26 protein-coding genes and 1 tRNA gene are annotated in these 22,633 nt (G+C 55.6%); 12 read left to right on the forward strand and 15 right to left on the reverse strand.

Annotation, left to right across the window (positions count from 1 at the left end; genetic code table 11):
* Positions 1-15 precede the first annotated feature (15 nt).
* From hflD to QGM61_RS04590, 3 genes are read right to left on the reverse strand one after another with little or no spacing between them, the layout of a single operon-like run.
* A complete protein-coding gene (gene hflD, locus QGM61_RS04580) occupies positions 16-708 on the reverse strand; it encodes a high frequency lysogenization protein HflD (RefSeq protein ID WP_237134169.1) in 693 nt (230 codons plus the stop codon).
* Complete coding sequence (mnmA, locus tag QGM61_RS04585; protein ID WP_281132153.1) at positions 689-1,792, reverse strand: tRNA 2-thiouridine(34) synthase MnmA; 1,104 nt, start codon at positions 1,790-1,792, stop codon at positions 689-691. The genes hflD and mnmA overlap by 20 nt, the downstream gene beginning before the upstream one ends.
* 9 nt (positions 1,793-1,801) lie before the next feature.
* A complete protein-coding gene (locus QGM61_RS04590; protein WP_281132154.1) occupies positions 1,802-2,275 on the reverse strand; it encodes an NUDIX hydrolase in 474 nt (157 codons plus the stop codon).
* 146 nt (positions 2,276-2,421) lie between these two features.
* Here QGM61_RS04590 and moaC point away from each other — a divergent pair, with 146 nt between their 5' ends.
* Genes moaC through moaE form a run of 3 tightly spaced genes read left to right on the forward strand, consistent with a single transcriptional unit; the run spans position 2,422 to position 3,724 of the window.
* Positions 2,422-2,922, forward strand: a complete 501-nt coding sequence (moaC, locus tag QGM61_RS04595; RefSeq protein ID WP_237134167.1) for a cyclic pyranopterin monophosphate synthase MoaC — start codon at positions 2,422-2,424, stop codon at positions 2,920-2,922.
* Between the two features lie 36 nt (positions 2,923-2,958).
* Entirely contained in the window at positions 2,959-3,210 is a 252-nt protein-coding gene (gene moaD / locus QGM61_RS04600) for a molybdopterin converting factor subunit 1 (RefSeq protein ID WP_281132155.1), read from the forward strand.
* A gap of 1 nt (position 3,211) precedes the next feature.
* The gene (gene moaE, locus QGM61_RS04605; RefSeq protein WP_281132156.1) at positions 3,212-3,724 is read left to right on the forward strand and encodes a molybdopterin synthase catalytic subunit MoaE; all 513 of its coding nucleotides are present in this window, start codon (positions 3,212-3,214) and stop codon (positions 3,722-3,724) included.
* Positions 3,725-3,748: 24 nt separating this feature from the next.
* Here the strand turns inward: moaE and QGM61_RS04610 are convergent, their stop codons facing one another.
* Positions 3,749-4,306 carry a pseudouridine synthase gene (locus QGM61_RS04610; RefSeq protein ID WP_281132157.1) on the reverse strand — a complete coding sequence of 186 codons (558 nt, stop codon included), beginning with the start codon at positions 4,304-4,306 and terminating at the stop codon, positions 3,749-3,751.
* Positions 4,307-4,429: 123 nt separating this feature from the next.
* On the reverse strand, positions 4,430-4,648 hold the full coding sequence (gene cspD / locus QGM61_RS04615) for a cold shock domain-containing protein CspD (protein ID WP_237134163.1): 219 nt from the start codon (positions 4,646-4,648) through the stop codon (positions 4,430-4,432).
* A gap of 280 nt (positions 4,649-4,928) precedes the next feature.
* Here cspD and clpS point away from each other — a divergent pair, with 280 nt between their 5' ends.
* Together clpS and clpA are read left to right on the forward strand one after the other, a co-directional pair.
* A complete protein-coding gene (gene clpS / locus QGM61_RS04620; RefSeq protein WP_281132158.1) occupies positions 4,929-5,279 on the forward strand; it encodes an ATP-dependent Clp protease adapter ClpS in 351 nt (116 codons plus the stop codon).
* A 14-nt stretch (positions 5,280-5,293) separates the two neighbouring features.
* The gene (clpA, locus tag QGM61_RS04625) at positions 5,294-7,585 is read left to right on the forward strand and encodes an ATP-dependent Clp protease ATP-binding subunit ClpA (RefSeq protein ID WP_281132159.1); all 2,292 of its coding nucleotides are present in this window, start codon (positions 5,294-5,296) and stop codon (positions 7,583-7,585) included.
* A gap of 27 nt (positions 7,586-7,612) precedes the next feature.
* Here clpA and infA read toward each other — a convergent pair whose 3' ends face one another.
* The 3 genes from infA to trxB form a co-directional block, all read right to left on the reverse strand.
* The gene (gene infA, locus QGM61_RS04630; RefSeq protein WP_058021674.1) at positions 7,613-7,831 is read right to left on the reverse strand and encodes a translation initiation factor IF-1; all 219 of its coding nucleotides are present in this window, start codon (positions 7,829-7,831) and stop codon (positions 7,613-7,615) included.
* A 94-nt stretch (positions 7,832-7,925) separates the two neighbouring features.
* Positions 7,926-8,636, reverse strand: a complete 711-nt coding sequence (gene aat / locus QGM61_RS04635; protein WP_281132160.1) for a leucyl/phenylalanyl-tRNA--protein transferase — start codon at positions 8,634-8,636, stop codon at positions 7,926-7,928.
* A gap of 3 nt (positions 8,637-8,639) precedes the next feature.
* Positions 8,640-9,587: a thioredoxin-disulfide reductase gene (trxB, locus tag QGM61_RS04640; protein WP_237134159.1), complete on the reverse strand. Its 948-nt coding sequence runs from the start codon at positions 9,585-9,587 to the stop codon at positions 8,640-8,642.
* A 209-nt stretch (positions 9,588-9,796) separates the two neighbouring features.
* Between trxB and QGM61_RS04645 the strand changes: the two genes are divergently transcribed.
* The 6 genes from QGM61_RS04645 to cysG all read left to right on the forward strand — a co-directional run bounded on the left by QGM61_RS04645 (position 9,797) and on the right by cysG (position 17,382).
* The gene (locus QGM61_RS04645; RefSeq protein ID WP_281132161.1) at positions 9,797-12,118 is read left to right on the forward strand and encodes a DNA translocase FtsK; all 2,322 of its coding nucleotides are present in this window, start codon (positions 9,797-9,799) and stop codon (positions 12,116-12,118) included.
* A 47-nt stretch (positions 12,119-12,165) separates the two neighbouring features.
* Positions 12,166-12,870, forward strand: coding sequence for an outer membrane lipoprotein chaperone LolA (gene lolA, locus QGM61_RS04650; protein WP_281132162.1), 705 nt, complete (start codon positions 12,166-12,168; stop codon positions 12,868-12,870).
* Between the two features lie 11 nt (positions 12,871-12,881).
* Positions 12,882-14,255 (forward strand): replication-associated recombination protein A, encoded by a 1,374-nt coding sequence (locus QGM61_RS04655; protein WP_281132163.1) that lies wholly within the window; start codon positions 12,882-12,884, stop codon positions 14,253-14,255.
* Entirely contained in the window at positions 14,252-14,647 is a 396-nt protein-coding gene (gene crcB / locus QGM61_RS04660; RefSeq protein ID WP_281132164.1) for a fluoride efflux transporter CrcB, read from the forward strand. The genes QGM61_RS04655 and crcB overlap by 4 nt, the downstream gene beginning before the upstream one ends.
* A gap of 62 nt (positions 14,648-14,709) precedes the next feature.
* The gene (serS, locus tag QGM61_RS04665) at positions 14,710-15,993 is read left to right on the forward strand and encodes a serine--tRNA ligase (RefSeq protein ID WP_237134154.1); all 1,284 of its coding nucleotides are present in this window, start codon (positions 14,710-14,712) and stop codon (positions 15,991-15,993) included.
* A gap of 3 nt (positions 15,994-15,996) precedes the next feature.
* Positions 15,997-17,382, forward strand: a complete 1,386-nt coding sequence (gene cysG, locus QGM61_RS04670) for a siroheme synthase CysG (protein ID WP_281132165.1) — start codon at positions 15,997-15,999, stop codon at positions 17,380-17,382.
* Here cysG and QGM61_RS04675 read toward each other — a convergent pair.
* The 7 genes from QGM61_RS04675 to QGM61_RS04705 all read right to left on the reverse strand — a co-directional run bounded on the left by QGM61_RS04675 (position 17,327) and on the right by QGM61_RS04705 (position 22,150).
* Positions 17,327-18,691: an MATE family efflux transporter gene (locus tag QGM61_RS04675; RefSeq protein WP_281132166.1), complete on the reverse strand. Its 1,365-nt coding sequence runs from the start codon at positions 18,689-18,691 to the stop codon at positions 17,327-17,329. The two genes, cysG and QGM61_RS04675, sit on opposite strands and share 56 nt — an antisense overlap.
* Complete coding sequence (locus QGM61_RS04680; RefSeq protein ID WP_281132167.1) at positions 18,692-19,795, reverse strand: phosphoribosylaminoimidazolesuccinocarboxamide synthase; 1,104 nt, start codon at positions 19,793-19,795, stop codon at positions 18,692-18,694. It abuts the gene before it with no gap.
* Between the two features lie 104 nt (positions 19,796-19,899).
* Positions 19,900-20,238 carry a TusE/DsrC/DsvC family sulfur relay protein gene (locus tag QGM61_RS04685; RefSeq protein ID WP_281132168.1) on the reverse strand — a complete coding sequence of 113 codons (339 nt, stop codon included), beginning with the start codon at positions 20,236-20,238 and terminating at the stop codon, positions 19,900-19,902.
* A 1-nt stretch (position 20,239) separates the two neighbouring features.
* Positions 20,240-20,530 (reverse strand): sulfurtransferase complex subunit TusB, encoded by a 291-nt coding sequence (gene tusB, locus QGM61_RS04690; protein WP_237134149.1) that lies wholly within the window; start codon positions 20,528-20,530, stop codon positions 20,240-20,242.
* Positions 20,527-20,892 (reverse strand): sulfurtransferase complex subunit TusC, encoded by a 366-nt coding sequence (gene tusC, locus QGM61_RS04695; protein WP_281132169.1) that lies wholly within the window; start codon positions 20,890-20,892, stop codon positions 20,527-20,529. The genes tusB and tusC overlap by 4 nt, the downstream gene beginning before the upstream one ends.
* 21 nt (positions 20,893-20,913) lie before the next feature.
* Entirely contained in the window at positions 20,914-21,300 is a 387-nt protein-coding gene (gene tusD / locus QGM61_RS04700) for a sulfurtransferase complex subunit TusD (protein WP_237134147.1), read from the reverse strand.
* Between the two features lie 181 nt (positions 21,301-21,481).
* Positions 21,482-22,150: a Bax inhibitor-1/YccA family protein gene (locus QGM61_RS04705; protein WP_237134146.1), complete on the reverse strand. Its 669-nt coding sequence runs from the start codon at positions 22,148-22,150 to the stop codon at positions 21,482-21,484.
* Between the two features lie 184 nt (positions 22,151-22,334).
* Between QGM61_RS04705 and QGM61_RS04710 the strand changes: the two genes are divergently transcribed.
* A tRNA-Ser gene (locus QGM61_RS04710) sits at positions 22,335-22,424 on the forward strand.
* Positions 22,425-22,633 lie beyond the last annotated feature (209 nt).

Raw genomic sequence — 22,633 nt, forward strand, 5'->3', positions numbered from 1 at the left:
TTTCCTTCTTGTGCGTCAGTGAACGTTGTCAGAATCAGGTCTGGAAATGCTGAAGAGCTGTCTGCGCACACCTGCCAGGCACTGGTGTATGCGCTTTTTATAGACGAACAGGTGCCAGCGGCGTCCGCCCAGTTGATGCCAGAGGACTGCCGAACGTATTCCCGCCAGCAACAGCGCCCGGATTCTGTCGGCCACCTCCGGATTGCGAAGGTGTTCCGGGTTGCCGGCAACATGGATGCGATAGCTGAGCTTGCTGATGGTGTCCTGATACAGACGTGCCAGGGCGGCACAGTCTGCCTGCAATGCCTGCTCGTGAGCTGGCTGGCTGTCGTCGCCTTCAGCCGCGGCAAGCTGGCCGATACGCTGGCCAAGGAGCTGCTGCATTTCTGGTTGCTTGTTGAGATGCTGCTGAATCACAAGCATGCCGAGCATGTAGCGGACGGTGTTGGCGTGTTTGCGCAGGCCGGCGCTGTCAAAACTTTCCTGAAGCGCCTGGATGCCCTGGCTGAACTGGCTGATGTCCGGATACAGCTCAGCGACGCTTCCGGCTTCTAGCTTGTAAACAGGGTTCAGACAGGCGATCAATTTGTCAGTAGGTATGGTGCCATCGACAGCGAGCTGATTGACGCGCAATGCACATTCTGTCACGACGGCCAGAGCGATGTTGCGGTACTCCCACTCGGAAAAATCATTTGATGTACTGCTCAATGATGCCTCCTCCCAGACAGATATCTCCCTGATAGAACACGATGGTTTGCCCAGGCGTGACCGCACGTTGTGGCTGCGCGAATGTGACTCGAACCCGGTCGCCATCCAGAGCTGTAATGGTACATTCCTGATCTGCCTGGCGATAGCGGATTTTTGCATGGCAAGTCAGGGGAAATAGTGCCGGTAAGCCATTGATCCAGTTAATTTGCGCAGCATCCAGGGCCCTGGAATAAAGCGCTGGATGCTTGCTGCCCTGCGCAACGACCAGGACATTCCGGTCCAGGTCTTTGGCGACCACATACCACGGAGCCTCGCTGTATTGTGCCAGACCACCGATGCCCAGACCCTGGCGCTGCCCGTAAGTGTGGTACATCAGGCCCTGATGTTCCCCGATGACATCACCATCCACGGTTTCGATAAGTCCAGGCTGCGCTGGCAGGTAGCGCTGCAGAAAATCCTTGAATTTGCGTTCGCCGATAAAACAGATACCGGTGCTGTCTTTTTTCTCACTGGTGGCAAGGCCGTGTTCTGCTGCTATTTCACGCACCCTGGGTTTCTCCAGTTCACCGACCGGGAACAGGCTGCGTGCCAGACTGGCTTCGCTGACCGCGCACAAAAAGTAGCTCTGATCCTTGTTGGTATCGAGCCCCTTGAGCAGTTGTGTCTGGCCGTTGCTGTCATGGCGACGTGCATAGTGCCCGGTGGCGATGCAGTCGGCACCAAGTTCCGTTGCATAGTCCAGAAACGCCTTGAACTTGATTTCGCGATTGCACAGGATATCCGGGTTGGGCGTGCGGCCTGCCTGATACTCGGCAAGGAAATGTTCAAACACGCCGTCCCAGTATTCCGCTGAGAAATTGGCTGTGTGCAGATGGATGCCAAGCCGGTCACTGACTGCCTGCGCATCAGCCAGGTCGGCCTTGGCGGTGCAGTACTCGGTATCGTCATCCTCTTCCCAGTTCTTCATGAACAGGCCTTCGACCTGATAACCCTGCTGCATGAGCAGCAGCGCCGCCACAGAAGAGTCGACACCACCGGACATACCAACGATGACACGTGTATTGCCAGGATTGAAAACCGTCACTAATTGCTCCTACCAGGAACTGACCAGAGTGAGTGGATAACGTGCGCCGCCCAGATAGTCTTCAACAACCCTGGCGACAAGTGGACTGCGCAACTGTGATTCGCGCTCTGTCAGTTCCGGCAATGTCAGCCAGTGGGTGCGGATGATGTCTGCATCAAGCGCGCGTTCACTGTGGTGGTGCACGGCACGGGCCGCAAAACAGCTGCGGATATAACATTCGCCATTGGCCGGAGCGACGTATTGATAGAGTCCGATAAAGGCGGTCAGCTCTACCCGCCACGCGGTTTCCTCAAGCGCCTCACGAACAGCGGCCTGTTGCAGCGTTTCATCAGCCTCCAGATGGCCTGCTGGCTGATTGAGCACGACGCGGCCGTCGGCGCTTTCCTCGACAAATAGAAACCGCGGTGCGGAATCGCTGGTGTCGCGCAGCCAGTCGGGCTGCTCAACAACAACGGCCACCGTTTTGTGGGGTTGGAAACTCATGTTTTAGTGTTGGATGACTGAATTTAAGGGGCGCAAGTTTACCGGATTTCCCCACAAATTGCTCGCTCGACGTCCCGACACTCCCATTGCAGCGGCAAAGCATGGATAATGGTCGGCCGTTAGGTTTTACATTCAAGGACAGAGCCATGAGCAAGACTGCACCTGAAGGTGTACTGACGCATCTGGATGCCGGGGGTAACGCCCGGATGGTGGATGTGAGTGAAAAAGCGATTACTAACCGTGTTGCGGTCGCCGCCGGAGAGGTCAGTATGCAATCGCAGACACTATCGCTGATAGCCAGTGGCGGACATGCCAAGGGCGATGTGCTGGCGGTCGCTCGGGTGGCAGGCATCATGGCTGCCAAAAAGTGTCCCGATCTGATCCCGCTCTGCCATCCTCTGCTGTTGAATTCCGTTGATGTGAGTTTTGATCTGGACACAGACAATAATCGTGTGCTGATCGAAGCACGTTGCGGACTGGATGCCAAAACAGGGGTCGAGATGGAGGCGTTGACAGCAGTATCTGTCGCCGCGCTGACTCTTTACGATATGTGCAAGGCAGTCGATAAAAACATGGTCATAGGCGATATAAGGCTGATTTCCAAGACTGGCGGCAAATCAGGCGACTTCAAGCGGATTGCAGATTGATCTGAACCAGCAGATGAAGAACAGGATTGAATTTTAATGTTGAACTTACAGTACTTTGCCAGTGTCAGGGAGCAGCTCGGCCGCGAGTCTGAGCAGCTGGATTTGCCAGCAGATGTAACTACCGTTGCGGATCTGGCGGCCTGGCTGGCAGAGCGCGGTGCGCCATGGGCATTGCTGACTGATGCGCAGCAGGTTCTGGTTGCCGTTGATCAGGAAGTTGTGGATCGTGAGCGAACCTTGACCGGACAGGAAGAGGTAGCCTTCTTTCCGCCGATGACGGGAGGTTAGGATGTCTGCGCAGGAAATATTCGATGTGCGTGTGCAGACGGCTGATTTCGACGTGGCACACGAATATCAGGGCATTATCGCGGATGCAGGTAATCCGGGTGCGGTCGTCATGTTCAGCGGGCTGGTCAGGGATGTCGCACCGGGTTCAGGAACTGATGGCCAGGCTTCGGCCGCAGCGGGTCAGTCGCTGACACTTGAGCATTACCCGGGCATGACCGAGAAGGCGTTGCGGGATATTGTCGAGCGGGCCAGGTCGCGTTGGCCACTGCAGGCTGTGCGTGTGGTACATCGTGTCGGTAAACTGCTGCCGCACGATCAGATTGTGCTGGTGCTGACAGCCAGTGCGCACCGCGAGGCCGCATTTGCGGCTGCGGAATTCATCATGGACTATCTTAAAACGTCCGCTCCTTTCTGGAAGAAGCAGCGTTTTGGTGAGCAGAGCGAATGGGTGGCATCACGCCAGTCGGATTACCAGCGGGCGGCGCGCTGGGAAAATAAGCCGGGAGATGAGTAGCCAGTCTGAACGAAGCAGCAATTCTCAGCGCCACCAGCGCTCAGGCAGTTCTATAATTCGCCATTCGCCGGGACTCAGACTGCCCAGTGTCCAGTCACCAATCTGATATCGAATCAGCCGCAGTGTTGGATATCCCACCGCTGCCGTCATGCGTCTTACCTGCCTGTTCCGACCTTCGGTTATCGTGAGCTGCACCCAGCTGTCGGGTATCTGCTTGCGGACCCGTATCGGCGGCACACGCGGCCATAAATCTGTGGGTTCGATCAGTCCGGCCTGCGCCGGTCGAGTGGGGCCGTCCTTCAGCACAATGCCGTTGCGCAGCTGGATGAGTGCCTTGTCGTCAGGAATGCCCTCTACTTGTGCCCAGTAAGTTTTGGCAAGTTTATAGCGCGGTTCAGCAATTCGATGCTGGGTCTGACCATCGTCGGTCAGCAACAGCAGACCTTCCGAGTCCTTATCGAGTCGTCCGGCCGGATAGAATCCAGGCATATCGATATAGTGGGCAAGAGTCTGCTCAGGCACATCGCCGGTGAACTGGGACAGAACGTTGAAGGGTTTGTTGAACAGTATGAGATTTGGCATGCGCGCAAGTATAGCCAAAACTGGTGTGTAAAAAGTTTTTTATCTCAGCTGGAAGGTCAGAATATGGAGGAGGGGCGTGCGTGTGAGCTGAGGCGGGAGCCTGTTCGGCTCCCGCCGAACTCGTCAGGCTTGTGATTGTGCGACAGGTTTGATGTTGGTCGCGTGAAGGCCTTTTGGACCTTCCAGGGTTTCAAAGGTTACGGTTTGACCTGCTTTCAGGGTTTTATATCCATCCATACCGATCGCTGAGTAGTGAGCGAACAGATCACCGCCACCGTCGTCTGGAAGAATAAAACCAAAACCTTTAGCGTTGTTGAACCATTTAACTTGCCCCATTGCCATCGTAATACTCCATTGCACGTATAGTTCTAATTTTAATTGTGTTACACGCCAGGTATGACCTGAGTGTTAATCCATAACGTATGTAAGTCGTCCCTGCAAGGCTTTATTATTCATCATTTTTGTCTAATTGCAACAGTCTGTAATATGGAAGTAGACTGAAGTGGCGTGTGATAATGTGGCTCTGAAATAAATATACGCCTGCGTCGATCTTTGCAAATAGCATCTTTGTTGGCAATCACAGGCGATCAGCCAGAAATCAGATAGAGAGAAACAGCACAACATGCGCAGTATTTTCGCTCAGTCGCCAGACGGCCAGAAACCCGATCAGCACGCGGATCGTGGGCTGGCGACGGCGGCTGACAAGCCCAAACTCGCCAAGCCACCGTTATACAAAGTTTTACTTATGAACGACGATTACACACCCATGGAATTTGTGGTCGGGGTGCTGGTAGAGTTCTTTCAGATGCCGGTGGAAAAGGCGACCCAGATCATGTTGAAGGTCCACACCGAGGGGAAGGCCGTCTGTGGCGTTTACAGTCGCGATGTCGCCGAAACCAAGGCTCAGCAGGTCAACGAGTTTTCGCGCGAGAACCAGCAGCCATTGCTTTGCCACGTTGAAGTTGATCAGTAGGGGAGGAAGACATCATGCTCAGCCGTGATCTGGAAGCGACCTTGAATGCCGCATTTGCGAATGCGCGCAGCAAACGTCACGAATACATGACCGTGGAACACCTGCTGTTGTCATTGCTGGACAATGATGTGGCGATCGATGTGCTGCTGCATTGCGGAGCGGATATTTCCCGCCTGCGTGCTGGCCTGGTGGACTACATTGAAGCTACCACGCCGGTTCTTGCCGAGCATGACGAGGAGCGTGACACCCAGCCTACACTCGGATTCCAGCGTGTGCTGCAGCGCGCCGTCTTCCACGTGCAGTCCTCCGGCCGTCAGGAAGTCAGCGGCGGCAATGTGCTGGTTGCCATCTTCAGCGAACAGGAGAGCCAGGCGGTGTACCTGCTGAGTCAGCAGGAAATCGCCCGCCTTGATGTGGTCAACTACATCAGTCACGGTATCAGCAAACAGCAGGGTGACTCGCCAGATCCTGAAAAATCAGAGCAGGAAGGCACTGAAGAGGAGGGCAGTGGTTCCGCCAGTGCACTGGAAAACTATGCCACCAACCTCAACGAGCTGGCCCGGCAGGGCCGCATTGATCCGCTGATTGGCCGCGACAAAGAAGTTCTGCGCCTGATTCAGATATTGTGTCGACGACGCAAGAACAATCCACTGCTGGTCGGCGAATCCGGTGTCGGTAAAACGGCAGTAGTTGAAGGTCTGGCCCGTATGGTGGTCGAGGACCAGGTGCCGGAAGTACTGAAGGGGCATGTGATCTATTCGCTCGATATGGGTGCATTGCTGGCTGGCACCAAGTACCGTGGTGATTTTGAAAAACGCTTCAAGACACTGCTGGCCGAGTTGAAGAAACAGCCGGAATCCGTTCTTTTTATTGATGAAATTCATACCATCATCGGTGCCGGCGCGGCGTCGGGCGGTGTCATGGACGCCTCCAATCTGCTGAAGCCCATCCTGACGTCGGGCGACCTGCGCTGCGTGGGTTCGACTACCTATCAGGAATACCGTGGCATCTTTGACAAAGACAGGGCGCTGTCACGGCGCTTTCAGAAAATCGATATCGAAGAACCGGATGTGGAAACCACCTACAAGATCCTCAAGGGCCTCAAGTCGCGCTTCGAGGCACACCATGACCTTCGCTACAGCGACAATGCGCTGAGGGCCGCCTCAGAGCTGGCAGGTCGCTACATCAATGACCGCTACATGCCCGACAAGGCTATCGACGTCATCGACGAGGCGGGCGCCTGGCAGCGTCTGCAGCCCGACAGTAAACGCAAGAAACTGATACAGGCACCGGACATGGAGCGTGTTGTTGCGTCAATTGCGCGGATTCCGCCGCAGCACGTGACATCCTCTGATGTTGAAGCCCTGCGTGGCCTGGAAGCCAACCTGAAGATGGTGGTATTCGGTCAGGATGAAGCCATCGAATCACTGTCAACGGCCATCAAACTCTCTCGCGCCGGCCTCAACACACCGGACAAGCCTATCGGTTCCTATCTGTTCGCGGGCCCCACCGGTGTCGGTAAAACTGAGGTGAGCCGTCAGCTGGCCCGGATCATGGGTATTGAGTTGCTGCGTTTTGATATGTCCGAATACATGGAGCGACACACCGTGTCGCGCCTGATCGGTGCGCCCCCCGGCTATGTCGGCTTTGATCAGGGTGGTCTGCTGACCGAGGCAGTGACCAAGCATCCGCACTGTGTGCTGCTGCTGGACGAGATTGAGAAAGCGCATCCGGATGTCTTCAACATCCTGCTGCAGGTCATGGATCACGGTACCTTGACTGACAATAACGGGCGCAAGGCTGACTTCCGCAACGTCATTCTGATCATGACCACCAACGCGGGAGCCCAGGAAATGTCACGACCATCCATCGGGTTCACGGCGCAGGATCACAGCAGTGATGGCATGGAAGTCATCAAACGCAGCTTTACACCAGAGTTCCGCAACCGTCTGGATGCCGTTGTTCAGTTTGGCCCATTGCAGCCTGAGACTATCCGCACTGTGGTCGACAAGTTCCTGGTGGAGCTGCAGGTACAGCTGGACAGCAAGAAGGTCACGTTGAGTGTTGACGACAGCGCCCGCGACTGGTTTGCGGTCAATGGGTATAACCCGCAAATGGGTGCCAGACCGATGGCGCGACTGATTCAGGAAAAACTGAAGAAAGCGCTGGCTGAGGAAATCCTGTTTGGCAAGCTCGCTGACGGTGGCGAAGTCACCGTGTCCATCGTTAATGATGGGGTGGAGCTGGATATCAATCGGCGCGGCAAGAAGTCGGAGAGCCGGGCGTTAAGCTCGGCAGACAGTTAGTCGCAGGCAGGCCTGAGCGCTCGTTAATTAACGAGCGCGGTAGGTGATGCGACCCTTGGTCAGGTCGTAGGGTGTCAACTCTACCTTGACCATATCGCCGGTCAGGATGCGGATGTAATTCTTGCGCATTTTGCCCGAAATATGGGCGGTCACGATGTGGCCGTTTTCGAGTTTGACGCGGAACATGGTGTTCGGAAGGGTGTCTACCACTTCGCCTTCCATTTCAATCTGGTCTTCTTTAGCCATCTAAAAGAAATTCTCACTGCTTGAAGTAAGCGCGCATTTTGCCTGAATTTTTTGTCGTTGGCAAAGCTTCGTCCGGGTTCGACTGAAAGATAAGTCAAGCGACAAGGCAATTGTCATCAAATTGCCAGTGCTCATACAGACCATTTTCAACGCGATTTTCGGCCAACAGCGCAAGAAACCGCTGCCTGCTCATGGGGGCGGCCCCCAGGCTGGCCAGGTGATTGGTGGGCAACTGGCAGTCAATCAGTGTGAATGACCATTGTTGCAGCTGCCGACACAGCGCCACAAACGCCAGCTTGGAGGTATTGGGCTGCCGACTGAACATGGATTCTCCAAAAAACATCCGTCCCAGGCTGATGCCGTAAAGCCCGCCAACCAGGGTTTGTTCTTGCCAGATCTCAACCGAATGGGCATAACCCAGGTGGAACAGCTTGATATACGCATGTTGCATGTCTTCGGTGATCCAGGTGCCGGGCTGACCATCCCGGTGCGCTGCGCACTGTTGAATGACCTGATCAAACGCACAGTCCATGGTGACACGGTATAGGCCGCGTCGAATCAGTTTGCCGAGGCTGCGAGAGCAATGGACATCAGCTGGGTTGAGCACCATTCGGGGGTCGGGCGACCACCACAGGATGGGGCTGCTGTCATCAAACCACGGGAATATGCCCTGTCGATAGGCCGCCAGCAGCCGCTCTGGTCGCAGATCTCCACCTACCGCCAACAGGCCTGGCGGATCCTCCAGCGCGTTGTCGGCTGGAGGAAAGTAGAGGCTGTCGGCGTGCAGCCGTGTCAGCTGCCCCATGAATCACTGATCCAGGAATTTTTCGGCGTCCAGCGCCGCCATGCAGCCAAAGCCGGCAGAGGTGATCGCCTGACGGTAGACGTGGTCAGCGATGTCGCCGGCAGCAAAAACACCCGGAATGCTGGTTTGGGTGGCATTGCCTTCGGTGCCGCTGTGAATGGTGAGATAACCGTCTTTCATGTCGAGTTGATCAACAAAAATGTCCGAGTTCGGCTTGTGGCCAATCGCGATGAAAACGCCATCAACGGTCAGCTCCTGGCTTGCTTCGCCCTTGGTGCTGTTTACCCGGATTCCGGTCACACCCATCTCATCCCCGAGAACTTCATCAAGCACATGATCCCAGAGCAGGGTGACTTTGCCTTCTTTGGCCTTGGCAAACAGTTTGTCCTGCAGGATCTTTTCTGCTCGCAGGCTGTCACGGCGGTGTACCAGGGTCACGTGAGAGGCGATATTGGACAGGTAAAGCGCTTCCTCAACGGCAGTGTTGCCGCCGCCAATGACCGCGACGGGCTTGTTGCGATAGAAGAAGCCGTCGCAGGTGGCGCAGGCGCTGACGCCTTTGCCCATAAACGCGGTCTCTGATTCAAGGCCCAGATACTGGGCAGATGCACCCGTCGCGATGATCAGTGCGTCACAGGTGTAGATGCCATTGTCACCATGCAGGGTAAACGGGCGCTGCTTCAGGTCAGCCTTGTTGATGTGATCAAACACGATCTGTGTGTTGAAGCGCTCAGCATGACGCTGCATACGTTCCATCAGAGCAGGTCCCTGCAGGCCTTCCACATCCCCGGGCCAGTTGTCGACATCCGTGGTAGTGGTCAACTGACCACCCTGAACCATGCCAGTGATCACCAGGGGAGAGAGGTTGGCGCGTGCGGCGTAAACGGCTGCGGTATATCCAGCGGGTCCGGAGCCCAGGATGATCAGGCGATGATGCTGCTTGTCGGTCATAATGTGGAGTTCCTGCATGGTTTTTGGAAAAGCTTGCGATTATACATCTATGGAGACTGGCATAGCGATTATCAAGGGTTTGAGTGTGCTATGCTGCGCCCAATATGGCAGTGGGTTTTTCTCGAACTGGAATAATGCTTGTCTTGCTCCGTATAATTCTGGAAAATGAATTAAATTGATTCTGCAGGTTTCTGAAAAGTTTTAAAAATATGTCCAAACAAAAGACCGCCAAGGACGACGGGATGGCCAGCCTGTCACAACGTATAGCCCGCGAGGGGACCCTCATTGCGGCTTTTCTGCTGGGCCTGTTTTTGTTGATTGCGCTGCTCAGTTACTCTCCGGATGATCCCGGATTTACCACCACGGGCACCGGTGAGCCGGTACAGAATGCGGTCGGCAATATGGGCGCCTGGCTGGCCGACATTTTGCTGCACATGCTGGGTTACTTCGCATATGTCCTGCCATTTGCCCTGGGCTTCAAGGTTTACAGGCTGTTCCGAAAGTCCGATGCGGACCAGGCGTTCTCATGGGGCGTTGTATCCATAAAGGTAGCCGGTATTGTGCTGCTGATCATTGGCGCCTGCACTCTCGCTACGCTGCACTTCAGTATTCCTACTGATAGCACCTGGCCTGCAGGCGGTCTGATTGGCGCAGCAATGGCGGATGCCAGCATTCCAGTGCTGGCCATGCTTGGCAGTACCCTGGTGTACCTGGCAATCTTCCTGTTTGGTCTGACGGTGACCTTTGAGATTTCCTGGCTTTCAGTTGTGGATGCTATTGGTTACTGGACGATTCATGGGGTTGCCCGGGCACGAGAGCAGTTTGCTGACTGGCAGGAAAAGCGCGCAGAAGCTGGTAAGGTAAAACAGGCAGTAGAACGGCGCCGCAAGGCTCTGGATGTGCGTATCGAGAAAGAGAAAGTGCGCACGCCGCCCAAGATTGAACCGGTGATCAGTGCACCGCCGCCACGCAGCAAGCGGGTCGAGAAGGAACGCCAGGGCACGCTGTTTACCGGCAGCAACCCGGGTGAGCTGCCGGCAATCGGTCTGCTTGACGAAAACCGCAATGCCGGCAAAAAGGGTTATTCCACCGAGTCGCTGGAAGCGATGTCAAAACTGCTGGAGTTGAAATTGCAGGACTTTGGCATTGATATCGAAGTTACGTCGGTGCATCCGGGACCGGTGATTACCCGTTTCGAAGTGCAGCCGGCCCCTGGTGTTAAGGCCAGTCGCATCACCAGCCTGGGCAAGGATCTGGCGCGGTCCCTGGCCGTCATTAGCGTGCGTGTGGTCGAGGTTATCCCAGGCAAGACTGTCATCGGGATCGAGATCCCCAATGAACAGCGCGAAATGATCCTGCTAAGCCAGGTGCTGGCGTCGCCGGAGTTCGACAAGGCGCAGTCCGCGCTGAGTATGGCGCTGGGGCACGATATTGTTGGCAAACCGGTCATCGTAGACCTTGCCAAGATGCCTCACCTGCTGGTGGCAGGTACCACAGGCTCAGGCAAGTCGGTGGGCATCAACGCCATGATCCTCAGCCTGCTTTACAAGTCGACACCGGAACATGTCCGGATGATCATGATCGACCCCAAGATGCTTGAACTGTCCGTGTATGACGGGATTCCTCACCTGCTGACACCAGTTGTAACTGACATGAAGGATGCCGCGAATGCGCTGCGCTGGTCGGTAGCCGAAATGGAGCGACGCTACAAATTGATGTCTGCACTGGGCGTGCGGAATCTGGCGGGCTACAACAAAAAAGTCCAGGATGCGATTAAAGCGGGTGAGCCTATCATTGACCCTATCTGGAAACCCGATCCAATGGCGTTGCAGGATGACCAGGAAGCTCCACCCCTTGAACCGTTGCCTAATATAGTGGTGATTGTCGACGAACTTGCTGACATGATGATGGTAGTTGGCAAGAAAGTTGAAGAGTTGATCGCGCGCATCGCGCAGAAGGCAAGGGCCGCCGGTATTCACCTCATCCTTGCCACACAGCGGCCCTCCGTGGACGTGTTGACTGGTCTGATCAAGGCCAATATCCCGACCCGACTGTCATTTATGGTGCAGTCCAAAGTGGACTCCCGCACGATTCTGGGTGAAGGCGGCGCTGAACAGCTGCTGGGCAATGGCGACATGCTGTTTCTGCCTCCCGGTGGTGGCCTGGCCAAACGCGTGCACGGTGCCTTTGTCAGTGATGAAGAAGTACACCGTGTCGTGGCTGACTGGAAACAGCGTGGCGAGCCGGTCTATATCGAAGAGATCACCCAGGGTGTCGAAGACCGCGAAATGAATATGGGTATGGGTGGCGGCAGCGGCGAAGGCGGCGAAGAAGATGATGCGCTTTATGATGAAGCCGTAGCGTTTGTGACCGAGTCCCGCAAAGCGTCTATATCGGCAGTGCAGCGTAAGTTGCGAATTGGTTACAACCGCGCCGCCCGGATGATCGAGGCGATGGAAGCAGCCGGTGTAGTGTCGGAAATGGGCGCCAATGGTAGTCGTGAAGTACTTGCTCCGCCGCCACCCCGATAAACAGGATTACCGGCCAGGCTGATAGCCCTGGCCCTGTGAGCGATTCAATGATGAAGTTCTCTAAATTTGTTCCTGTCCTGCTGGTCAGCTGCCTGATCGCACTGCCTGCCGCGAGCTCGCAGTCTGCAGATGAGTCCAGCTCATCAATGGCCGCGGCTGACGATACCGCCTTGCTGCAGACCATGCTGTCTGATCTGAGCACGTTTCGTGCTGACGTCCGGCAACTGGTGATGGAGTCCAGTGGCAGTGTGCTGGAAGAAAGTCAGATTCTGTTTATGCTCAAGCGGCCAGACGGATTTTACTGGGAGACGCTGCAGCCGTTTCCGGAGTTGATTGTCACCGACGGTGAATCTCTCTGGAATTATCAGCCCGATCTGCTGCAGTTGACCATTGATGACTGGCAGACCGATCAGTCAGAGCTCGCTGCCCAGCTGCTGGGCGGTCAGATAAATGCCGTTGCTGAATCCTACGCAATCGAAGCTGTGGCTATCGAGGGACAGCCCGGGAGCGCAGAGTTTTATCTGACGCCGCTTGATCCGTCCAGCCTCTACGAACGCGTCACCCTGTATTTCGAAAACCGCGAACCCGCCTCGATTCTCCTTGTAAGTACCAATGGACAGCGCACTTTGTGGGAGTTCTACAATCGCCAGGTCAACCTGTCTCTGGCGTCCGATCAGTTTGTTTTTCCGGTGCCAGACGATGAATTTCTTGACGTCATCGACAATCGCAGTCAAACCGCCCCGGCCCCCTGAAGTGAACCCAGATGCAAGCTGATCTTAACGAGCTTGAAGACACATCACTTGCCTCGCAGCCCCTGGCAGCCCGCATGCGGCCGCGCACACTGGAAGAATACATAGGCCAGAGTCACATCATGGGGGCAGGCAAGCCGCTGCGGCAGGCGCTAGAACGCGGTGCTCTGCACTCCATGATTTTCTGGGGCCCTCCCGGAACCGGCAAGACCACGCTGGCCCGTCTGATTGCACAGCGTGCCGATGCTGCTTTCGAAAGTCTGTCGGCCGTGCTGTCCGGAGTAAAGGACATCCGCGCCGCCGTCGACAGGGCACGTGTCAGACGGCAGCAACATGGCCGCGCAACCCTGCTGTTCGTTGATGAGGTGCACAGATTCAATAAGAGCCAGCAGGATGCGTTTTTGCCGCACATCGAAGATGGCACACTGATATTTGTTGGTGCTACCACTGAAAACCCGTCGTTTGAGCTGAATAACGCCCTGTTGTCCAGAGCCCGCACCTATGTGCTGAAAAGCCTGAGTGATGAAGAGTTGCTGCAGGTGCTGGCTGCGGCACTCGCCGACGCTGACAGGGGGCTGGGCCGGCGCGCGCTGCAACTGGATGAAGCAGCGATGTCCCGACTGGCCGCAACAGCCGACGGCGATGCGCGGCGAGCCCTGAATCTGCTGGAGATTGCTTCTGATCTGGTTGAGGATGGTGGCACTGTAGATGATTCCATTCTGGACCAGGTGCTGCAGGGATTCAGCCGCCGCTTTGACAAGGGTGGTGATGTGTTCTACGAGCAGATTTCAGCCCTTCACAAAGCCGTGCGAGGCTCATCACCGGATGCGGCACTCTACTGGATGGTGCGGATGCTCGACGGCGGTTGTGATCCGGTCTATGTGGCCCGCCGGCTGGTTCGCATGGCTAGTGAGGACATAGGCAATGCCGACCCCAGGGCGCTGCAACTGGCCATGAATGCCTGGGATGCGCAAACCCGGCTGGGCAGCCCGGAGGGAGAACTGGTGCTGGCTCAGGCAGTTATCTACCTGGCAGCGGCACCCAAGAGTAACGCGGTTTACATGGCGTTTAATGACGTTCAGGCCGATATAGCCGCACAACCGTCCTATGAGGTGCCTGAGCACCTGCGTAACGCACCAACTCGTCTGATGAAGGATATGCAGTATGGTGCTGAGTATCGCTATGCTCACGATGAGCCTGGCAGTTATGCCGCCGGCGAGAACTATTTTCCAGAGCCACTGAAGGACAGGCAGTACTACCAGCCGGGCAGCAACGGTCTGGAGCTTAAAATTGCGGAGAAACTGGCACATCTGCGTACCCTTGATGCAGCCAGCCCAACGCAGCGTTATGCAAAGCAGGGACGTGCTTCCTCAGGAGGGCGTAAATGAACCTGTGGCTGGTAATCGCTCTTGGCGGTGCTTTTGGTGCCGTTGGTCGCTACGCACTTATGCAGTGGGTCACGCGGGCCACGGCTTCTCTGGGACCGATTGGCCACAGCCTGCCGTGGGGCACACTGGCCGTGAATGTATTAGGGTCGGCATTGATTGGCGTGCTGTACGTATTGTTCGCTGAGAAGCTCGCCGTATCCGAGACAGTCAGGGGGCTCTGGGTAGTTGGTTTGCTGGGAGCCTTCACGACCTTTTCAACATTTTCGCTGGATACAGTATTGTTGATGGAGCAGGGCCAACTGGCCCAGGCAGTGGCCTACACGTTCATGAGCGTGGTGCTGTGTGTATTGATGGCATGGCTCGGCATAGCCTTGATGCGCCTGCTGACGTAAAATCACGCCCCTGACGCGGTACGCCTGTACTCGAACGCTAATTTATCAAGGACAATTGTTTCATGTTAGACCCTAGATTACTGCGCAATAACCCGGAACAACTGAAGGCCGGTCTGGCCAAGCGCGGCGTGACGGTTGACCTGCCAGCATTGCTGGAGATGGACAACCAGCGCAAGGCGCTGCAACTGGAAACCGAGCAGCTGCAGAACGAGCGCAACCAGAGTGCCAAGCTGATTGGCAAGGCCAAGGCGGCAGGCGAGGATGTTGCGCCGCTGCTGGCTCAGGTCAGTGATCTTGGGGATAAGCTGGATCAGGCCAAAAAAGCGCTGGCAGAGGTACAGGAGGCGTTCAATGCAGCCTGGATTGCGCTGCCAAACCTGCCGCAGGACGACGTGCCGGCCGGTCGTGATGAACAGGATAACGTCGAGATTCGACGCTGGGGCACGCCACGCGCATTCGACTTCAAACCCAGGGATCATGTTGACCTGGGCGAACATGACGCCAGGCACGGCCTGGCCATGGATTTTGCTGCAGCGACCAAGCTGACCGGCTCTCGCTTTGTTGTAATGCGCGGCAACATGGCGCGCCTGCATCGGGCGCTGATCCAGTTCATGCTCGACCAGCACACACTGCAGCACGGTTACGAGGAAGTGTACGTTCCCTACATCGTCAACACGGACTCGTTGACCGGCACTGGCCAGCTGCCCAAATTTGCCGAAGATCTGTTCCATCTGGATGGCGAGCAGAACTATTACCTGATCCCGACTGCTGAAGTGCCTGTTACCAATCTGGTGCGCGGCGAGATTGTAGCTGCTGAACAGCTGCCGGTTCGTTATGTCTGTCACACGCCCTGTTTCCGCAGTGAAGCGGGCAGTTATGGCCGGGATACACGCGGCATGATCCGCCAGCACCAGTTCGAAAAAGTGGAGCTGGTACAGATGGTGCGGCCGGATCAGTCTGATCGCGCGCTTGAAGAACTTACAGGGCATGCAGAGCGCATTCTGCAGCTGCTCGAACTGCCCTACCGGGCCATGCAGCTGTGTGGTGGTGACATGGGCGCCAGCGCTGCACGTACCATAGACCTTGAAGTATGGCTGCCTTCGCAGGATTGTTATCGGGAGATATCTTCCTGCAGTAACTTCGAGGACTATCAGGCACGTCGCATGCAGGCGCGCTGGCGCAATCCGGAAACCGGCAAGCCAGAGCTGCTGCACACACTGAATGGATCCGGCCTGGCGATCGGACGGACTCTGGTAGCCATCCTGGAGAATTATCAGCAGGCGGACGGCAGCATCAAACTGCCATCGGTGCTGGTGCCCTATATGGGAGGCGTTGAGACGCTTTAAGTAATGGATTACCTGCCGCTGTTCATGAACGTCACGCACCGTCGCTGCCTGCTGGTTGGCGCCGGTGAGGTGGCCAGCCGCAAAGCGGCATTATTGAGTCGCTGTGGCGCGCATCTTGTCGTCGTCGCCCCCTGGATAAGTGAAGAAGTGCGCGCACTCGCTGCGCATACGGAGCTTGAGCTGCATGAGCGGCCATTTCAGGATGGGGATCTTGAAGAGGTCGATCTGGTCATAGCTGCCACCGATGATCCGGCGGTCAACGTCAGGGTTTCGGAGCTCGCCAGACAGCGCCGTCTTCCGGTCAATGTGGTTGACCAGCCAGACCTTTGTAGTTTTATTGTGCCCGCCATCGTAGACCGTTCGCCGGTAGTCATTGCGATTTCGACCGGGGGCAGTTCTCCAGTACTGACCCGCCGCATCAAAGAACAGATAGAGATTCTGTTGCCTGCCGCCTACGGCAGATTGGCCGCCATGCTGGGCAGCTGGCGTTCGCGCGTAAAAGAGCGATTCGAAAGCTTCTCTGACCGCACGCGCTTCTGGGAATCACTGCTGAGTGGTATTTTGCCCGACAAAGTACTGCAGGGCCGGGACGACGAGGCTATTGAGCTGTTTGAGAACGCTTTGAAGCAGGGATTCGACGAGGCTCAGACCGGCGAAGTGTATCTGGTTGGTGCAGGTCCGGGTGATCCGGATCTGCTCACACTGAAGGCTCTGCGCTTGATGTATGCGGCAGATGTGGTGCTGTTTGACCGGCTGGTGTCACCCGAGATCATGAAGCGCGTCCGACCTGATGCCGAACGCGTATTTGTTGGCAAGGAGGCCAAGCATCACCCCGTTCCGCAGGAAGAGATCAATGATCTGCTGGTGCGTCTGGCGAGTGAGGGCAAGAAGGTACTGCGCCTGAAAGGCGGTGATCCCTTCATTTTCGGGCGAGGTGGTGAGGAAATTGACAGACTGACTGAGGCGGGCATTCCATTCCAGGTGGTGCCGGGTATCACCGCTGCTTCAGGTTGCTCCGCCTACGCGGGTATTCCGCTGACACATCGTGATTTTTCCCAGTCGGTGCGGTTTGTCACAGGGCACCTGAAAAACGATCAACCGGATCTCGACTGGCAGGCGCTGGCGGCAGAGCAGCAGACGCTTGTGATCTACATGGGCCTGCTGACACTGCCGCTAATATGTGAACAGTTGCTGAGTCATGGCATGAGCACTGATATGCCAGTAGCTGTGGTAGAGCAGGGCACGTTGCCTCAGCAGCGTGTGGTCAAGGGGACACTGACCAGTATCGCAGACAAGGTGGCGGCAGCCGAGGTCAGGGCGCCTGCCATTATCATCATTGGCCAGGTGGTTCGCCTGCAGAATCAACTGGCGTGGTTTGGCTCTGACTGAGCTTGAGCCGCAGCGCCGGCAGGTAGGCAGCCAGTGTCACAGCGCGGGCAAAGACGTATATCACAAACGCTGCCCACAGGCCGGTCACCTGGTAGGCCTGCGTCAACACCAGACTGGCGCCTAGAAACACCGCTACGGACATGATCGAGGCGTTGCGCATCTGACGCGTCTGGGTTGTGCCGATGAATATGCCGTCCAGCTGGAACGCCGCAAACGCCAGCGCGACATAAAGCGCGGCCAGCGGTAGCCCCTCACTGGCTGCGAGCCTTACAGCGTCATGCTGGTTCAACAGCGCCACAAAAAAATCTCCGGCAAACCAGATGATGGCGGCAAGAAGCACGCTGCTGCCAGCTGCCAGTTCGGTACTGCGCCACATTGCCTGATCAAAGTTCTGCAGATCGCCAGCTCCCATTGCTTCACCGACCAGGGCTTCTGCAATATAGGCATAGGCATCAAGGAAAAACGCTGAAAAAGAGATTAGTTGTAACAGAATATGGTTGGCCGCCAATACATCATCACCAAACTGTGCACTTTGTCTGACGAACCAGGCAAAGCTGGCCACCATCAGAATCGTCCTGATCATGATGTCACGATTGACACTTAAAGTTTGTCGAAGGGATTTTAAATCCTTCAGTTTTTCCCAGGGCAGCAGGGGAAATTTATTGCGATCCGGCAGTGCTCTGATCACTACGATCAGCGCAACACCCAGGGTAATCCACTCGGCGATCAATGTGCCCAGTGCAATGCCAACAACGCCCATTTGCAAAACCCCGGCGAACAGGATGTCCAGTATCACATTTAATCCGTTCATCAAGATCTGCACAAACAGCAGCGTTTTGCTTTTTCCGAGTCCAATCAGGCACCCCATCAGGGCAAACAGTGCCAGTGCGGCCGGAGCGCCCCAGATTCGCATGTGGATGTAGTCATGTGTCAGTGTCTCTACAGCGACACTTCCCTGGAGAAGAGAGATAGAAATGCTACTTAGAGGGTATTGCAGGATAATTAATAGACAGCCAATTATTGTTCCGAGAAACACGGCTCGCCACAGAGCTGCACGTATTTCCAATGCGTTTCTGGCACCAAGGGCCTGCGCCACGAAGCCGGTTGTGCCCATCCTCAAAAATCCGAAACTCCAGTAGGCAAAACTGAAAACGATTGCGCCAAATGCAATAGCGCCAAGTGCCTCAAGTGAACCAAAGTTTCCGATGACTGCGGTGTCAGATAGTCCCAGTAGCGGGACTGACGCGTTGGCCAGCATGACTGGCCAGGCGCGCCGAAGAATTGTGCGACGTGTAACCGGAACGCTCATTCAGTCTATGAGGTGGTAGTGATCGCGAAGAATGTTGATGATTTCCGCTTTTGGATTGTCCGGGACGTAAACGTGTTGGCCGGTGATTTTTTCTGCCATTTTGATGTACGTGCGTGACACGTCCAGCAGAGCCTGTTGTGGCAGGGCGTTGTCGCGTGCCAGAGCAAGGCGTTCATCCATGCGGTTCTTGTTAAGCAGGATATCGGGGTCTGGAAAGTGATTCAGCAGGAACTGACGGAATGCTTCCTTGGATTGCTCGACAATCTGTCCCTGCCGAAAGTCCTCACCATTCCATATCCGTGAGGAGTCGGGTGTGCCTACTTCGTCCATGTAAATAAGCCGCTGCTGGCCATGGCGATCCGTGACGTAACCGAATTCAAATTTGGTATCGACAAATATCTGGTCGATAGAGGAGAGTTCTTCGCTTATTGCAGCAAAGCCCTCGGCCAACAGCTTTTCGTAAAGCGCAATGTCGTCTTGCGTCTTAAAGCCGAAGGCAGCGTAGTTGTCCTGAATATCCTGACGTGAAATGTTTACATCGTCGGCTTCCGGGACCCCAGGAATGCCCTTCAATATGCCTTTGGTGGAAGGCGTAATCAGCAGCTCTGGCAGACGCTGGTTCTTTTGCAGTCCTTCTGGCAGCTGATTGCCACAGAAATCGCGCTCACCGTTGGCGTAGGCCCGCCACATTGAGCCGGTGATGTATTGCCGGCAGATGGCTTCGATCCTGACCGGTTGTGCCTGCTGTACGATCCATACAAAGGGGTGGGGAATATCCACAATATGCGAGTCTGCCAGCCCTTCATTCCGAAACAGGCTGAACCAGTGACTGGCGATGGCATTTAACGCCGCACCCTTGCCCGGTACGCCATTCAGTCCACCTTCTGCGTGCCATATGCAATCAAATGCAGACAGACGGTCACTGATAACCATCACGGCCAGCGGCGCATCAGCCCGAACCGGGTAGTCGCGTTCGCGGATCAGTCTTGCACTGTCCTCGGCGGTAAGCCAGTACACAGAGCGTACCTTGCCACTGTGGACCGGGCGGTTTGTTCGGATGGGGAGGTCGTCATTGACGGCCAGAACGCTGTTGGCATAGGTCATGGTTGTTATTCAACTCGCAGTTTGGAGGTCGGTCAGGCGCCGAGATTTTTCATTCAGTCTCGTCTGAAGCCAAATCATAGCAGAAAGCCAAAGTCGAATGCTGTCTAGAAACAATTTGCAGGGCGGGGCAGTCCAGCCAGTTTGCTGACAGTCAATGCCGGCTTGCCTCCAAACAGCTTCATCAAATAGATACTGCGCCCTTTGTCAGGGCCAGCGCGTTGTGCCACCAGGCGGACCAGCGCGCGAGTGGCAGGGGCCAGGCCGGTTTCTTCGTAGAACTGCTGGACCAGGTGGATGATTTCCCAGTGTGCGTCTGTCAGCGAGATGTTTTCGTTGTTTGCCAGCGTGCCGGCTACCTCGATGCTCCAGTCATCCAGAGAGCGCAGGTAGCCGTCCTTGTCCAGCGGTATGCGGCGGCCATCAGGCATGGATAGTGCATTCATGTCAGGACCAGGTGACCGAATTCTGGTGGCTGCAGACCAGTGTCACGAAGTCGTCGTAGCCTGCGGCCTTTGCGCCAGACGTTGACAGGGCCTGCTCCAGGCCACGAGCCTTCGCGTCTTCTGCCAGCACGTAATACGCCACTTTCAGCACGGCCAGAGCCTGCTGATTCTGAAGCACTAAAACGCCGTCCTGAGTAAAAAGGATGCTGTCGCCATCACGACAGACAGACAGGCATTGTTCCAGTGATTTACCGGAGAAAGGCGACTGGTTGATGATATGCAGGGTGCTCATAATGCGACCAGTACATCCGATTCGTGAATCAGCGTGGCCAGCTGTTCAGTCGAAACAGATTCGGCATCGATAGCCAGGCCTTCGAGAGACAGATTACGATGCTGCAGGGATGCCGCATCAACATAGACTGATTCGATGCCATAAAGCGGCAGCGCAGTTAATGCGGCCGAGGTGTTTTTGGCCAGAATGTCAGCGGGTTGCTGGTCCGGAAGCAGCTGAAATATGCCATCTGACATGAAAATCAGTTGCACATTCTGCTCGAAAACTGCGGCGGACAAGGCCATGTCCAGAGCAGCTTTGGCTTTGCTGCTACCGTATGGTGCTTGCTGGATCAGCAGGGTTATAGTGCGTGTTTTGCTCATGGCTGGTTTGATCCCTGACCTTTAAAAGCTGACCAGCCGATCGGAGTTTATACAGGCATCCACCCATTGCCCCAGGCCGGAAATGTTGAAACCTTTTGCCAGATTGGCGGCAGGCCTTTCGTAGCGTTCAGCTTCCTCTTCGTTGAGTAGCCCGCGTTTCAGCGCTGATGCCACACAGACCACAGCGTCCAGATCGTGCTGCTGGATCAGTTCCTGCCATGCTGCTCTGAGATCGTATTCATCCTGCGGGACAACGGCGAGATTTGTGCCAGTACCGACACCCTGTTCGTAGAAAAACAGCCGGTAAATTTCGTGTCCTGCATCAAGAGCTGCACGTGCGAAGCTCAAGGCGGACTGGTTGGATTGATTCTCGCCCGGTGCGGACATGATAAGCAGACTGATTTTCACAGCGGTTTCTCAGTTGTGTGCTGGCTGGCTGTAATTGATAGCTGCGTATTATGCACGATTACCACCCAGTAACAAAAAGCCCCGGGGAAACCGGGGCTATTGAGTTAGCAAAAGACTATTGAGGTTGAGCTTGCAGGCTGCCGATGGGTGTAACCACTGGCAGCCGTATGTCAAGAGTGCCTTACTCTTCGCCGCCGAATGCTGTCAGCAGATTCAGCAGACTGATGAAGATGTTGTACAGCGAAACGTAAAGGGTAACGGTAGCCAGAATGTAATTGCGCTCACCGCCATTTATGATCGCGCCAGTCTGCATCAGGATAGCGGCGCTGGAGAACAGCATGAAGGCGCCTGACAGGACCAGTTGCAGGGCCGGAATCTGCAGGAACAGATTGGCTACGAACATGGCCAGAATTACAAAGAAACCTGCCATCATGAAACCGTTCAGGAAGCTGAAGTCCTTACGGGAGATTAACGCGTAGGCTGACAGACCCAGGAAAATGAACGCGGTGCCACCCATGGCCGTCATGACCAGCTGGCTGCCATTGGCGGTTGCAGTGTAGTAACCGAGGATAGGGCCCAGTGTATACCCCATAAAACCGGTCAGTGCGAAAACGGACAACAGGCCCCAGGCACTGTCAGAAAGCTTGTGCGTGAGGAACAGCAATCCGTAGAAGCCGATCAGCATGACCCAGATGTTGACGGGCGCAGCGTTGCTCGCCATTGCGAATCCGGCAGTCAGCGCGCTGAAAGCCAGCGTCAGGGCAAGCAGCATGTAGGTGTTTTTAAGAACCTTGTTGACAACAACCGCTGACTCGCGGCTCTGTGTGGTACCAATCTGGTACTGGCTCATACAGGTAAACCTCCAAAAAATACTATGGTTGACGTCCTTCAGTCGCTAATCATACCGACTGCCTACCCGAAATCAATGCATTTCGGTTTGACTTCGACCTGTTAAAAGACCGGGCAACAGGTGATTTTTATTCTGGCTGTTGACTGACGGCAAAATTGTAGTAACATGCCGCTTCTCGCGCTGCGGAGGGGTGGCAGAGCGGTTGAATGCACCGGTCTTGAAAACCGGCGAGGGTGAAAGCCCTCCGAGAGTTCGAATCTCTCCCCCTCCGCCATTTATAGTATCCTCGCAGTCCATTGCCATCCTCAAACGTTGAAAATTTCTCCATGGCCAAGGAGCGGGGAGAGATTTGAACGTAAGAGTTCGACACCTTGCACAGCAAGGTGCGACGAGCGCGCCAGCGCGAAGCCCCGGCTTCTGCGAAGCAGGGGTTGTAAACAGCCTACAGGCTGTTTGCAATCAATCCTCCCCCTCCGCCATTTA

Source organism: Pseudohongiella sp. SYSU M77423, assembly GCF_029911965.1.
Taxonomy (GTDB): Bacteria; Pseudomonadota; Gammaproteobacteria; order Pseudomonadales; family Pseudohongiellaceae; genus Pseudohongiella.